This is a genomic window from Chlorogloeopsis fritschii PCC 6912 (assembly GCF_000317285.1).
GTDB lineage: Bacteria > Cyanobacteriota > Cyanobacteriia > Cyanobacteriales > Nostocaceae > Chlorogloeopsis > Chlorogloeopsis fritschii.
In genome coordinates this window covers 69,166-83,828 of record NZ_AJLN01000145.1, presented here as the reverse complement: position 1 = coordinate 83,828, position 14,663 = coordinate 69,166, and the positions used below count along the sequence as shown (strand labels likewise).

The window sequence follows — 14,663 nt, the reverse complement described above, 5'->3', positions numbered from 1 at the left end:
GAATTAACCAGAAGATAAGGAATATACCTGACCATCAATTAACAGTCGAGTAATACCTTTAGCTTGCAGTTGATAGCGAGCTTTATGTAGCATTCTGCTATCGGGAATTTTAACTACGCGATCGCGTTTAGTAGAAAAGCGTTTTGCCACTCGGTGATTATCAAATACAGGCAGAGTTCTTTCCTGAGTTTCTGGACTAGGAATGTGTCCTAAATCACCAAAATCTCTAAGTGGTCTGGTAATTAATTCCGAAGAGCGGTCGATGACTAAGTAGCAAGTTTTTGGTAAATTGGCAGCTGATAGAGGCAAAACCCGCACAAAGGAATCACCAATTCTAGCTCTTGTCACTAAACGTGGTGCTTCCACAAAGTCTTCATCATCGAAGTCTTCTTCATCATCGAAGTCTTCTTCATCAAGATCTTCGTCTAAATCCTCCAATTCTTCTGATTCATCTAACAAGTCTTCACCCAAAATTTGGGCGATCGCTTGTGCATTTGGATGTGTATCCTCAATCAGCGGGCTGGGAATATTTGTAATTTCCTGGGTTTTGGGTAACAGTTCTAATTGCTCTGCTACAGATGGTATTTCCTGTCCCGTCGCTGAGGAACGTCGCTTGACTCTTCTGCTTTTAGGAATTGGCTCAGTTGCAGTAACTGGGCTTAACTGCTCTTTTAAAACAGGCTTCTCCTGCGGCAGTTCCTTTACCTCTGGCTCAACTTGAGTGAATAAAGGTGGGTTTTCGTAAGTTACCTGCGCTCTGCCCTCAGGAGTTCTTGCCGCACGCTTTAAAGACACGAGATATTCGTACTCGTCTTCTGGCAAGGTACTTTTGAGTAAACGGCTAATAGTCGAATTACTTACGTCATAGCGTTCCGCTAAAGTTGAGGTCGTTTCAGCAGTTTGACGATATAATTTGAGGATTTCTTCCTTATCAGAATCTGTTAGTTTTCTCACAGTAGACACCAAGCAAACATTTTTCTAACCACGTTTTTTTCCCCGTTCTCGCCGCGAACGGTTTAATGATGCCTCATATTCCAAGGCTGCACCCATGCCAAATAACACTCCACTCCACACCCAAAACACTTCTAGTATCTCTCCACTTTGATAATTTGAAATCGAATTCTCGGCGTATTTATACCATATATCTGCAATGTAGAGCGAAAATGCCGCAGCTGCAATCATACGCCAAGAAAGAGAAACTCTTCCACCCCAAAAAGCCAGCAGTAAGGTGGTAGCGAAAATTAACAGCAATACGTCACTGAGCACATAAAACCAATTTAAAACAGAAGCAACAATCTCGAACCAAGAAGATTGACTTGGGATTGCTGTCTGTGGTTGATTGGAAATTAGCCATGCCAAGGTACTGCCCAAGGCTCCTATTGCCAATACTATTATCCACTGCGATATTTCCAAATGTAATCGCCTAGAAGCCACTGCTAAAATCATACCTACGCCCAGTGACAAATATGTTATTACATAAAATACATCGGCGACTGAAGGAAAAGGTTCTTGTTGTAAAAAGATTTCAATATAGCCAAAAACTATCCCTCCTAAGAAATAGGAAAGCATACCAATACCAATAGCTAGCCAAACATTTCGACCGCTCACTATTTGCTCGCTACGCCAATTCCTCAAGCATAGGATACCAGACCACAGGTAAGCGATCGCTTCAAAAATATTTGTACCAAGAACGTACCACTCCGCACGCATTTCTGTCCCATCTGCACCGGGAATTTTGGCACTAAATAACAAAAAGTACAAAAATGCCAATACACCCCAGGTTATGCCTGTTAAGACAATATTTTGAGTCGTAAATAAAGACTTAGAACTTTGAGATTTGTCGTAAGTGCTACTCATATTAATTCACTGTGTCAACGTATGCTGACAGTGTTTCGCTAGCAGAAATTTAACAGAGCATTTTCATGACAAGGATTATGTCAATTTGACTTGTTTGCTAGTATAAAATTCTACCTTTAGAAACACTGTTATACTAATGCCACAGTTTACTCAGTGGAGACTGATTTAGCCAACCCAGGAATAGCGATCGCTCTTCTTCAGGCATACCTTGTAGTTTATCAACCACCGAATGGGCAAAGTTAGTATTGCCAAAATAGCCTTTCCCTAGCCGATGCAGTTCATGCAACAAGGTAATAATATGATGTTCTTGCCAATTTGGTACTTGCTCCTTGTGGGGATTCATCTCTAGCAGATTTTTGACTTCCTCTGGGGAAGCTACCTGAGGAAATTGCCACTGCTGGAGTGTGGCTGTAATTTCTTTCTTAAATAATGCCGCTTGCCTAGAACCTAAAAAGTCTTCTATATCCATATATACGGCTTGTAGCAGCAAAATGCTGGCTTTAGTAAAGACATCTAGTCTAGCGCGATCGCCTGTATCGCTGCTGAGTTGATCTAAGCGAATTTTGCCCCAAACACTAAAGCGCTCTGGTTCCTCCAACAGAACACAGGCTTTGCCCTGATTATCAGTAAAATCTCTCCACAAGGCTCTAGCTTCTTCTTCTTGGCTAGCTTTGAAGACGCTAATTAGCCTAAAGGTTTGCCCCTGATAATGGAGGACAGGGATCTGCTGATCCCGTTTTGGGTGCTGAATGGTCGATATTTCAACATCCTGCTTTTTCAGAATAAACATGACACTGGCAAATAACTCCTCACAGGGGCATTCTTAATTAACATGGCAGATATCATAACTCTATTAGGGCAGAGTGGCCTCTGGTGTCTTTATGTCTTGTGTTGTGGCAATTGAATTTTAGCTTTACATACCTAAATTTCGCAATTTGAGATTGCATTATAGTAGGAGGGCAGATAAAATATCTAAAAGTTAGGTTAAAATAAAATCTTTGTGATCATGAGCGCGTAGCTCAGGTGGATAGAGCAACTGCCTTCTAAGCAGTTGGTCGCAGGTTCGAGTCCTGCCGCGCTCGTACGTTTTTTATAGGGTCGATAAAATAGAGCCAATTTATACGCGCTATTTTTTCTGCACGAGTCTACGAGCGATCACTTGAAGTGTGAATCGTAAGCCGCACAGAATTAATAGCAGTTAGTAGTTAGTAATTAGTTGCCTACTACTAACTGTCATTATGAGAAATATGTTTATTCACTCATAGCGGAAGCACAGCTTGTAGCTGCCAACCAAAGTTTGTGCAGTAATAACTCAGTGCGATCGCTTATGGTGGTAACAAACACACCTTTTACATCTTCAGAACCATCCGAAAGCCAAGAACCCCGCAGAGTCACTTCAAGATAATTGGTATCACATACGCACAAAACAATCGTCTTCCTCTCATCCCACTGCACCTCAAATTTGAGTTGTTCTAATCCCGGCAGAGCGACAGGAAGCAAAAAGGAAGCACTACTGGGTTCAACGCACAGACTTTGACCGATTCGCAATGCCAAAATCACTCGCTGCGCTACCCACTCCTCTAAGGATTGAGTCAGACACTCTAGGTGAAAGCTGGTTTCGGTATAAGTTAGTTTCAGCATTCCTCATGCTCTCATGCTATTCCAGGTTTATTTGCAAGTCCAACCAAAACTGTTCTGCAAAAGCGATCGCTGAATGGGTTGGTGCTTTTTGCTCTAAAACTTGCGTTGCACTTGTCACGGTTTGACTCCTCATTCAAAAACCCCCGCTCCTTTCTTCTTTGAAGCGGGGGTTGGGAATTGACTTTAAAGTCTTTAGTTCCTATATCGGTACAGTATCCCGGTGTCTGTACCTCCCGCTTTCTTCGTCTATTTGTGGTGCTCGATTAAGTACATTAATCCTGGCATATCTAAAATCACGATTACCCTCTGCGAAGTGACGATGCTTTCGACTTCCACACCCCATAAATAAATACTCCACTTCCACAGCGGTTAATTCCCAATTGGATTGAGATTTTTCAACACGCATGAAAGTAGAGCTGGGGTAAACGAATTTCACAGAAAATTTCACCTATTGAACATTCCTTTAAACATACTACACTTGTATTACTATCCTGTCTATAGTTTTAAGGAGAAAAACTCATGCATACGATTGCTCGCACGCCAACCACCGACATGGAAGTTACCAGCATCCGTTTAGAGCGAGAATTGAAAGATAAGTTGAAAGAACTAGCTGGCAATCAGGGATATCAAGCCTTGATCCGCGATATCCTTTGGAATTATGTCCAGCAAAAATCAGGAGAGTGGAAACCCCGATTTTCCAAAGCTGATATTCGAGCTAGTATGGCCGCCACCGCACAGCAAGAAGAACGCTGTGTACTCACAGGCCAAGTCATTCAACCGCAACAACCGATGCTATTGGGACTAACAAGGACTGGCGATATGGTTCCTCTGAGTATCGAAAGCTTGGCTGGATAAATTTGGACTCAGATGAATGCAGCCTGGTTGAGATGGTGAGTAACGATAACCAAGCTGCATTCGTAGAATTAATACATATAATTAAAAAAACAAAAAGCAAATAACTATTAAATAAACTTATAAATAATGATGCCATGTCTAGCTTTGACAAATTTTGCATTTAAAAATTGACAGACAAAGAAACTTTAACCAAACCCAACGTAGGCACAATCTCAAGCTAGTAAAAGTTAAAAAAATCTAAAATAAGAGTGTTAGCAATAAATTTAAAGTTTTATTTGCTACTTATTTATTTAGTTACCAAATTTTTGATTTAACCTTTATAAGATAAGCTTTTAGGTCATATGGCTTAGTCAAAAACTAGTTTGATAAAAATAAAACGTGAAAAAAATATTACAAATATATTTTGTATTTTAAGTATTAATTCGTAAGTTTTCATGAGATTTTGCCATAAGTCCAGAGAAATTACGGTTTGTGTATAGTTACAAACAGGATATTCTTAGGTGAAAGTTGGTAAAACAACTGAATGCTTAATAAGCAGCTATTATCTAGCTTCGGCATCTTAGTAGATTTTATGTATTCTATTACTCAATACTTTTTGCATACGAGAATAGATCATCTGATATAGAAAGGGGCTATAACAAGTGAGGGAAGCTCTTGAAATGAAAGATGTCTGACTCAGCAGCAGGGTGCAGTCACACAAATGGAGTAAGCATATGGCAGGAGGTTTGGGTACAAAGACAATGACGTCAATATTCAAGAGCGTACCAGGAATAAAAAAGGGTTTGTCATCACCCCTACAGCACATAAATGAAGAAGTAGATCGACTCACACAATATCCGGGCAAGCTGATGCACTATGAGGAAGAACCAGCACTAAAGTTGGCACAAAAGATAAATAAAATCATCGCCAATAACTCAACTGCAGCAGGTATGCTGCAGGATATTGCCCAAGTGCTAGGAATTGCATTTAAAGTAGATTGCTGCTGCTTAGTGACAGTTAAGGGTGAAGCATCCGGTGAAGAAATTACTGGGAACTGGTGTGCTCAAGAGTATTCTGGCTTGCAGCGTTCTAACGAAATATTTTCACTGGAACAACTGGATTTACCAGTAGTACAGTGTGCTTGTGAACCGACATTTGAGGATATTTCAACTATTCAAAACAGCTTGGCTATTGGATGTCAATCTTTGCCGCTACCCATCAAAGCTGTTTTAGCAATCACCACTAGGTTTGGCAACAACACCAACGGTGTTATTAACCTGATCAAGTCCCAACAACATACTTGGAGTGAGTCAGAAAAACATCTACTCAAGTCTGTGGAGTCAGTTTGCGCGATCGCTTTTTCTCAGGTAGTACAAGCAGAGTTAATCGCTTCACAACAGCAGTATCTACAACTTTGCGCCCGGCATCAAAACCTAATTAAGCAATTGACGCTCCTCAGCCGCAGCAATTTAGAATTGAATCAAATGCTGCAATTGGCGATCGCCTCAACTGCGGAGTCTTTAGGAGCAGATCGGGGTTTGCTTATACTTTTAAAATATGCCGATCCGCTATTTAGGACTTTGCCTAAAAGACAGATCCCCAAAGCGAAAGCAACTTTAGTCGGTGAATGGGCTAAAACAGCAGAAAGTTTCAACTCTAGTAAATTAGATTCTCAAGAGAATTCTTTTTGGATTTCAGAGTGTGGTTTGTGCCAGCGTGTGTTTAGCGAATCTAGTAAATCAATCATCCTCAACGACTACATAGATCGCAATGATATTCAAGCCGCACCAGTGTTTGGATTAGAGCAATTGCCAGCAATGCTGCTGATGCCTTTGGAGAATCAAGGCAAGATTTTGGGATTTATGGTGTTACAACAAGCAGAACCTCGTATTTGGCAAGCAGCAGAATTAAATGTGATGGAAATGGTCTGCGCTCAAATTAGTAATGTTATTATTCAAACGCAGACTCTGCGGCAGGTGCAGATGTTGGTAGACGAGCGTACAGCTCAATTACAGCGCAGTCTAGACGTTCAGGCTAAATTATACGAAAAACAAAGGCAGTACGTAGAGCAACTGCGAGAACTCAATGAACTTAAAGATGAATTTTTAAGTAATATGAGCGATCGCCTGCGTTACCCCCTGACAAATATGCGTATGGCAATACGTATTTTACGTCAACCAGGGATCACACTAGAGCGACAGGCTAAGTATTTAGACATCCTCGAAGAAGAGTGTAGCAAGGAAATAAACTTGATTAATGACTTGCTGACGCTTCAGAAGCTAGAGACTCATCAAGAGCGCCCACAATTTGAAACTATCGATTTAAATACAAGAATTCAAGAGATAGCAGCATCTTTTGAGAAAAAACTGATAGATAAAGGATTAAGTATTCATTTCGATTTACCAAATCAGGCATTAGAGTTACAAACAGAACTAGAGAGCTTTGACCGAATTCTGCAAGAACTGTTAACTAATGCTGGGAAATTTTCAGAACGAGACACAGTTGTTCAACTACAAGTCGAACACCAGATTATCCAGCAAGTCGATCGAGTTATTATAAGGGTAATTAATATAGGAAATGGCATCTCTGAAGAAGAAGCCACCTATATATTTGATAAGTTCCGTCGTGGTAAAGGACGATGGATTCCAGGTACAGGCTTGGGGCTTGCCCTAGTCCAGTCCTTGGTACAGCATTTAAATGGGGAAATTGCCGTGGAAAGCATTCCGATTGAGAATACCAACCTCAGCAAAATCTGCTTTACCTTAACCTTGCCCCAATTTTCTGATGAAAGCAAATCATATTCTGAAAGTGACTGAACAACAATACACACCAGAAGAACTCGATTCAATCATCACTGAAGACGAAACCTACCTGGAAGCGGATTTGGCAGGTAATGCTCACGAGCTAAAAGCAGTGGCAGTTCAGATTGAGAAAATCGCAGAGCGACAGCGGCAAATCACTGCTAAGATCCAAATCCCGCAACCAGTAGCACAAGTCTGGAAAGTGCTGACAGATTATGAAGCGTTGGCTGATTTTATTCCCAACCTAGCTACAAGTCGTCTGCTGGAGCATCCTCATGGTGGTATTCGCTTAGAGCAAATTGGTTCTCAACGCTTTTTGCGCTTTAATTTTTCTGCCCGTGTAGTTCTCGATCTAGAAGAAAAATTTCCTCAAGAAATTACTTTTCGGATGATAGAGGGGGATTTTAAAGATTTTTCTGGCAGTTGGGGTTTAGAGCCTTATTCTCTGGCTCAGGAAATGGGGACTAATCTCTGCTACATATTGAGAGTTTGGCCTAAACGTACCATGCCAGTAGGAATCATTGAACGTCGGCTCGCCAAAGATTTACAACTCAATCTGCTGGCAATTCGCCAACGCGTAGAAGCATTGGCAAGTTGAGCAATTGTTGATGACGCATCTAGTATCACTTGCGTCATCAGCATATTCCCGATTCATAAATTTTTGTGGCGCATTTTAGTCACAGTTCATATTTATCCGTAAAGTTTTGGTGACATAGTGTAGAAGTTCTCAAAAGCATCAAAGGAGTATTCCTACATGAATGTTCAAAATTCAAAAAATAAAGAGCAAAATTTATGCTAAAACTTTGCTCTTATTATCTTGGTGTATCTTTGTTTAGATACCCCCAGGGGAATTCGAATCCCCGTTACCTCCGTGAAAGGGAGGTGTCCTAGGCCTCTAGACGATGGGGGCGCGTGGTTCACACTTTTATAAATCTAACTGTTTTTACAGTTGATGTCAACAGATATTGTGAATAAATTTCTAGCTAAATTTTCAATTGCAGCAGCTACACTGGGTGGAAGTAAAACTTATTGACACAGAATGCTCAAAAAAATACACTTTTGGGGCAAGTATCATACTGCAGCGCTTATATTGAAAGCGTTAGCATCAACTTATGTTTTACCTACTCACAAATGCTGTAAGATAGACAACTAAGTATGAAACAACTTCTCCACTCTACAAAGAATGGGGGTGTGATGTCGCACCCACAAAAGCGAAGATTTGCCATTCTTTACTAAAGATTTTGAAAAATAGCGCTCAAAATCTACCACATGGAAGCATCTTTTGAAATCACCCTGCAAATGGTGATCGCAGTTGTTGCAGGCATTAGTGCTCAGGTACTGGCTGCATATCTGCGGGTACCCAGCATCGTATTTTTATTATTCTTTGGCATCTTGCTTGGCTCTGATGGCATTGGATTGTTGCATCCACATTTGTTGGGCACTGGGCTAGAAGTCATTGTCGCTCTAGGAACGGCAATAATTTTGTTTGAAGGCGGACTAAATCTGGAACTGCAAGAGTTAAACAAAGTTTCCACAAGCTTGCAACTACTTGTCACCTTGGGAACTCTGATCACGTTGCTCGGTGGCAGTATGGCGGCTCATTGGTTAGGTGAATTTCCCTGGGCGATCGCTTTTCTATACGCTTCCTTGGTTGTAGTCACAGGGCCGACTGTAATCAGTCCCTTGCTTAAACATATTAATGTAGAGCGACAAGTTGCCACACTGTTGGAAGGAGAAGGAGTTTTAATTGACCCAGTAGGAGCGATTCTTGCTGTCGTAGTACTGAACACAATCTTAAATGACAATGCCGACCCTCTGATTGCCATTAGCAGCTTATTTATGCGCCTTAGTATTGGCGGGGCTATTGGTGCAGCGGGTGGTTGGCTGATGGCTTTTATCTGCAAGCGAGCCAGTTTTCTTTCCTTTGAGGTGAAAAACCTGGTTGTTTTGGCTGGCTTATGGGGCTTATTTGCACTCGCGCAAATGATCCGCAGCGAGTCGGGATTGATGGCAACTGTAGTGGCAGGACTTGTTTTTGGAGCTGCTTCGGTGCCAGAAGAAAGGTTACTGCGGCATTTTAAAGGTCAACTGACGATTTTTTGTGTCTCAGTGCTATTTATCCTCCTAGCAGCCGATTTATCTATTGCTAGTGTATTTGCCTTGGGTTGGGGCAGTTTATTTACTGTTCTGGCATTGATGTTTGTTGTTCGTCCGATTAATATTCTCTTGTGTACGTGGAATAGTGACCTCAACTGGCGGCAAAAATTGTTTCTTAGTTGGGTAGCCCCTCGCGGCATTGTTTCCGCTTCTGTTGCTTCCTTATTTGCTATTTTGCTGACACAGCATGGCATCAACGGTGGTGATGCTATTAAAGCCTTGGTTTTTCTGACAATTATTATGACAGTGTTTTGCCAAGGGCTAACTGCTGGCTGGGTGGCTAGATGGCTGCAAATCACTGCTAAACAGGCAACAGGAGCAGTTATTGTTGGTTGTAATCCTTTGAGTATTTTGGTTGCTCGCCTGCTGCAAGAACGGGGAGAACCAGTGGTGATGATAGATACCGATCAAGAAGCTAGCCAAAAAGCCCAAGCACAAAATCTTCAGGTGATAACTAGCAGTGCTTTAGATGCTAATGTTCTAGAAGAAGCAGGACTGGCTTCTATGGGGACTTTTTTGGCTATGACTAAAAATGGTGAGGTAAATTTTGTTTTGGCACAACGAGCCGCAGAAGAGTTCAACCCGCCACGGGTGCTGGCAGTTTTCCCTCGCGATCCGCAAGCTAATAATTCGACAAACAAAACCAAAGTTAACCAAGCTTTTTTGAGTGACTTGCAAATTAAAACTTGGATTCAATACCTGAACGATGAGCAAGTGAAGTTAGGGATCTCAACTCTCAAAGAAAATGGTTTTTCTTTGCAAAAGGTGCAATTGCAAGCCTTAATTCGCACAGGTGAATTGGTACCCCTATTTTTAGAACGGGATGAGAAATTGCAGATCATGCCTGCGGGCGAACCTTGGCAGGCAGGCGATCGCATTATCTACCTACTGCACGATCCTAGACCAAACCTTTTAAAACGTCTTTCTGGTGCTAGTCAATCTACTCGCCTTTCCCTAGAAAAATTACCAGAAGTTGAAGAAGTGCCGATCAATAAATTATCTCAACTCTCTGCTAGTGACGTTCCTGCACCTTGAATTAACTGTTGTGAGTTACTGTTACTAACTTCAGTGTTTACTTCTTCTCGCTGCATTTGCTTTTCTTGCCACAGCGTGCTTAACAAATGCACCACAGAAATAATGATGGCAGCGAGCGAGAGAATGTAACTGTGGATTGTGTAAAGACGCTGGATCGTGAGTGTACTAATCGCACCACCAGTCAGAATTTCTCGCAGTTGTGAACCAATTAAAGGAATTGCTTCGATTGTTCCCAACTCAATGCTAAAACGCCAGAAGCCTTCTTGATCCCAGCTTAAGATCATCGCTGTCCATGACAACCCAATCGCCATTAAGGTAAACAAAATCCCACTGATCCAAGCTGCTAGCCAACTCTTGCGATACCGTCTGCCCAAAAACATCACCACAATTTGCACCAGAGCGATCGCAATTACTGCATTACCAGCAATATTGTGGGCTTTACGGAATAACCAACCGTAAGGTACTTGCTCTGAAATCATTTTCAAAGACTGGTAAGCTCTCCCTGCTGCAGGCTCGTAATAAAAAGACAGCAAAATTCCAGTAGAAGCAGCAATAAAGGATAGCGTAATGATTACGACTGAGAGTATCGTTGCTATGCGCCGTATCACCCTATCGAACTCGGTGTTTTGCATGGCTCACCGCTCCTTTGCTTGGCTAAATATATATTTTTATTACAAGTGTAGCTAAGAAAAGTTAAGAGTGGTGAAGATTTATTGGTTAGTGGTTAGTAGTTAGTGGTTGGTGGTTTGTTTTCTCTTTGTCCCCGTGTCCCCTTGTCTCCCCATCTCCACCCTCCTCTTTTCTAGGCTGTAGGGTTAAGAGCGTCGCGAATAATTGTTAAACCCAAAGCTTTGTAAGCAACTAGCATTTCATCAGATACTGTCGGTGCAGTGACAAGATAAGTGAGTGCATGAATTGACTCCACAACGTAGGAAGCAGCAGTGTCTAACTTTTGTGCTGTTGCTAATCCAACTACTTCCGCTGCTCCAGCAATCATTGCTCGTTTGACGTGGGCTTCGTCTAAGTTCTGCACACTAATTCCAATTTCTGGATGCAAGCTGCACACCCCTAACATGCACAAATCTGCACGAATCATGCGTAAAGATTCAATTGTCGCAGCCCCAACGTTTACTAAGGCTTTTTTGTAGAGCTGTCCGCCTAGCATCACAACTTTAATGTTTGGATGTTCTGCTAGGGCAATGGCAATTGGAGGGCTATTTGTGACTACTGTCGCTTGCAAATCTAAAGGCAAATGACGAGCTACTTGGAGCGTTGTTGTACCCCCATCTAAAATTACCACCTGCCCAGGACAAACCAATTTTGCTGCTGCACGAGCGATCGCTTCTTTTTCTTTAGGTGCTTGTTTTTGGCGATCGGCATAACTAGCGATCGCAGGAGAAGCCAGCAGTGCTCCTCCATGTACGCGCTGCAATAAACCAGACTCAGCTAGTTCCCGCAGATCCCGACGAATTGTATCTTCGGAAACCTTCAGAACAGCACTAAGTTCCGATGAAAGCACCTTTTTATCACGATGAAGAATATTTAAGATTAATTGTCGTCGCTCCGCAGTTAGCATGACTGGTTTTCCTGAAGTTGCAGATTTCTTCTTGAAATTGCACGTTTGTGAGTTTATACTTATGATGTGAGTTTATACTCATAGGCGTGCAGGATTTTGCATATTTGGGATTACTTTTAAATAATTCAAGCACATTCGTGCATGGGGGAGGTAAAAGGGGCTAGGGGCTAGGGACTGGGGACTAGAAACAAAGAAGAGGACAAAGAGATGGGGAGACAAGGGGCAAGAACGTCAATCACGATTCTCCGTGTCCCCGTGTCCTCTTCCCAATCCCCAATCACCAGTACCCAGTCCTCAGTACCTTTCTCAGATAGTTTGCGCTGTTGTCCTGTCTAATCTAAATAGATTCAAATTCAAGGAATTAAGTCATGACTTTTACTGACATTAAATTTCCCATAGAACTCGGTGCTTACAAACCTCTGACACTTAATCCGGCGAATACGACTCTGACGACTGAGCAAAGAGAGATCCTCAAAGCAAACATTCAACTTTGCCGTGATGCGATCGTTTTCTTCACAGCGACTGGAGCGGCTAAAGGAGTAGGTGGTCACACTGGTGGCCCTTATGACACAGTACCAGAGGTGATGATTCTCGATGCATTTTTTCGAGGAGCATCAGATCAGTTTGTACCCATTTTCTTCGATGAGGCAGGACATCGAGTAGCAACTCAGTACCTGATGGCAGCCCTGCACGGAAATTTACCAGCCGAGCAACTTCTACGTTATCGCGAAGCCCACTCAACCTTACCCGGACACCCGGAACTGGGACTAACTCCTGGTGTAAAATTTAGCTCTGGGCGTCTAGGACATATGTGGCCTTATGTCAATGGCGTGGCAATGGCAAATCCAGGCAAAGTAGTTTTCTGTCTTGGTTCTGACGGTTCCCAACAGGAAGGCAATGACGCCGAAGCCGCTCGCTTGGCTGTTGCTCAGTATCTCAACGTCAAGTTAATTATTGACGATAATGACGTAACGATCGCCGGACATCCTTCTAAATACCTGCCCGGTTTCAGCGTTGCTAAAACCTTACAAGGGCACGGTTTGAAGGTACTAGAGGGAGATGGGGAAGACTTAGACGATTTATATCGCCGTCTGTGCGAAGCAGTGACTACTCCAGGGCCGATCGCTATAATCAACAAACGTCCCATGTGTCCCGGTATTGAAGGCTTAGAAGGCTCCAATCACGGACATGACGTGATTTCGGTAGATTTGGCAATTAAATATCTGGAATCTCGCGGGCAGACTGCTGCTGTCGAACACCTCAAGAGCATTACCAAACCCAAACAAACCTATACTTTCCTCGGTTCAGGTAACGAATGGGGTGCTAACCGCAATGTGTTTGGTGAAGCAGTAGTTGCCGTGCTGAGTCGCATGAACGAAACAGAGCGCAAGCAAAAAGTCATGGTAATCGATAGCGATTTGGAAGGCTCTTGTGGATTAAAGAAGATTCACGATGCCTACCCAGAAATTTTTGTTCCCTCCGGCATTATGGAGCGAGGTAACTTCTCTGCTGCTGCCGGATTTGGAATGGAAGAAGGAAAACAAGGTATTTTCGCAACCTTCAGCGCTTTTTTGGAAATGTGCATCTCAGAAATTACAATGGCACGGCTGAACTACTCGAATGTGCTTTGCCACTTTTCTCATGCGGGCATAGATGACATGGCAGATAACACCTGCCACTTCGGTTTAAATAATATGTTCGCTGACAATGGCTTGGATGATGGCTACGAAACACGTCTGTACTTTCCAGCTGATGTGAATCAGATGAAAGCCTGTGTGGAAGCTGTATTCTTTGAGCCTGGGCTGCGGTTTATTTTCTCCACTCGTTCCAAGGTGCCCAATATCAAGGACAGTAATAATAATGACTTGTTTGGTAGCAGCTACAAATTTGTTCCCGGTAAAGATGAGGTGGTTAGAGAGGGAACGCAAGGCTACATCATCAGCTTTGGCGATGCTCTTTATCGCGCCCTTGATGCTGTAGAGCGTCTCAAGCAAGAGGGGCTGGATGTCGGTTTGATTAATAAACCAACCCTGAACGTTATCGATGAAGAAATGATGACTAAAATCGGTAACGCTCCCTTCGCCTTGGTAGTAGAATCCTTTAACCGTCGCACTGGATTGGGTAGCCGTTTTGGTTCTTGGCTGTTAGAGCGCGGTTATACTCCCAAATATGCTTATCTTGGCACTCATCACGAAGGTTGTGGCGGTTTGTGGGAACAATTCCCCCATCAAGGCATAGATCCGGTGAGCATTATGAATAAGGTTAAGGAGTTAATTAAATAGTCGTCACCCTAAAGGTGCGACTAAACGAGCGAAGCCTGCTTTTGGCAGGCTTTGTTTAAGAGACAATTAAGATAGCCAAAAGAGATGGTGTAAGAAACTCAAATCGGAGCGATCGCGCGATAGGCATCGTCGTAGCGAAGTGTGGGGGTTGTTGAGGTGGTTAAATTGGGCTTACTGTTCGAGTTTTTCTAAAGCCCACATTGCCATTTGCCTTACTTCCTCATATTCACCTTGCAATGTATTAGTTAAACCTTCTATCGCTTTTCCTCTGGGCTTGTGTGTTCTATCCACAATTTTTACTTCAATATCAAACCAATCAGAATAAATATCTGTTGAAATTGTTGCTATTTTTATAAGAATTTTAATGAGGAAGTAGGGGAATGTGACAAGAGAAATATTTTAAATTATCCCCCAGTTCCTTTGGCTTTGCTCCTGAATACTGTAGATGTTTGTAGGTTATTCTCCTCACACGATCGCAAC

General features: G+C 42.5%; 11 protein-coding genes and 2 tRNA genes. 6 read left to right on the top strand and 7 right to left on the bottom strand.

Annotated elements, in window-relative coordinates; all coding sequences use genetic code 11:
• Positions 1-3: 3 nt before the first annotated feature.
• From UYC_RS0132390 to UYC_RS0132380, 3 genes are all read right to left on the bottom strand, one after another.
• Complete coding sequence (locus tag UYC_RS0132390) at positions 4-954, bottom strand: helix-turn-helix domain-containing protein (RefSeq protein WP_026087591.1); 951 nt, start codon at positions 952-954, stop codon at positions 4-6.
• Between the two features lie 24 nt (positions 955-978).
• Positions 979-1,857 carry a hypothetical protein gene (locus UYC_RS0132385; protein WP_016876538.1) on the bottom strand — a complete coding sequence of 293 codons (879 nt, stop codon included), beginning with the start codon at positions 1,855-1,857 and terminating at the stop codon, positions 979-981.
• A gap of 133 nt (positions 1,858-1,990) precedes the next feature.
• Complete coding sequence (locus UYC_RS0132380) at positions 1,991-2,647, bottom strand: Npun_F0813 family protein (protein WP_016876537.1); 657 nt, start codon at positions 2,645-2,647, stop codon at positions 1,991-1,993.
• 218 nt (positions 2,648-2,865) lie between these two features.
• On the opposite strand from UYC_RS0132380, the gene UYC_RS0132375 reads away from it, so the two are divergent.
• Positions 2,866-2,939, top strand: a tRNA-Arg gene (locus UYC_RS0132375).
• Positions 2,940-3,108: 169 nt separating this feature from the next.
• Here UYC_RS0132375 and UYC_RS0132370 read toward each other — a convergent pair.
• On the bottom strand, positions 3,109-3,498 hold the full coding sequence (locus UYC_RS0132370) for an alr0857 family protein (RefSeq protein ID WP_016879817.1): 390 nt from the start codon (positions 3,496-3,498) through the stop codon (positions 3,109-3,111).
• Between the two features lie 519 nt (positions 3,499-4,017).
• Between UYC_RS0132370 and UYC_RS0132360 the strand changes: the two genes are divergently transcribed.
• From UYC_RS0132360 to UYC_RS0132350, 3 genes are all read left to right on the top strand, one after another.
• Positions 4,018-4,353: a ribbon-helix-helix domain-containing protein gene (locus UYC_RS0132360; protein WP_016879815.1), complete on the top strand. Its 336-nt coding sequence runs from the start codon at positions 4,018-4,020 to the stop codon at positions 4,351-4,353.
• A gap of 740 nt (positions 4,354-5,093) precedes the next feature.
• Positions 5,094-7,148, top strand: coding sequence for a GAF domain-containing sensor histidine kinase (locus UYC_RS0132355; protein WP_026087801.1), 2,055 nt, complete (start codon positions 5,094-5,096; stop codon positions 7,146-7,148).
• Complete coding sequence (locus UYC_RS0132350) at positions 7,141-7,731, top strand: SRPBCC family protein (protein ID WP_026087589.1); 591 nt, start codon at positions 7,141-7,143, stop codon at positions 7,729-7,731. The genes UYC_RS0132355 and UYC_RS0132350 overlap by 8 nt, the downstream gene beginning before the upstream one ends.
• A 239-nt stretch (positions 7,732-7,970) precedes the next feature.
• Here UYC_RS0132350 and UYC_RS0132345 read toward each other — a convergent pair.
• Positions 7,971-8,043 (bottom strand) — tRNA-Glu (locus UYC_RS0132345).
• Positions 8,044-8,402: 359 nt separating this feature from the next.
• On the opposite strand from UYC_RS0132345, the gene UYC_RS0132340 reads away from it, so the two are divergent.
• Positions 8,403-10,325, top strand: a complete 1,923-nt coding sequence (locus tag UYC_RS0132340; RefSeq protein ID WP_016876530.1) for a cation:proton antiporter — start codon at positions 8,403-8,405, stop codon at positions 10,323-10,325.
• On the opposite strand, the gene UYC_RS0132335 is transcribed toward UYC_RS0132340, so the two are convergent.
• Both UYC_RS0132335 and UYC_RS0132330 read right to left on the bottom strand, forming a co-directional pair.
• Positions 10,292-10,957 (bottom strand): cytochrome b N-terminal domain-containing protein, encoded by a 666-nt coding sequence (locus UYC_RS0132335; RefSeq protein ID WP_016876529.1) that lies wholly within the window; start codon positions 10,955-10,957, stop codon positions 10,292-10,294. The two genes, UYC_RS0132340 and UYC_RS0132335, sit on opposite strands and share 34 nt — an antisense overlap.
• 170 nt (positions 10,958-11,127) lie before the next feature.
• Positions 11,128-11,901, bottom strand: a complete 774-nt coding sequence (locus UYC_RS0132330; RefSeq protein WP_016876528.1) for a DeoR/GlpR family DNA-binding transcription regulator — start codon at positions 11,899-11,901, stop codon at positions 11,128-11,130.
• Positions 11,902-12,269: 368 nt separating this feature from the next.
• On the opposite strand from UYC_RS0132330, the gene UYC_RS0132325 reads away from it, so the two are divergent.
• Positions 12,270-14,183, top strand: a complete 1,914-nt coding sequence (locus UYC_RS0132325) for a transketolase C-terminal domain-containing protein (RefSeq protein ID WP_016876527.1) — start codon at positions 12,270-12,272, stop codon at positions 14,181-14,183.
• The last annotated feature ends 480 nt before the right edge of the window (positions 14,184-14,663 follow it).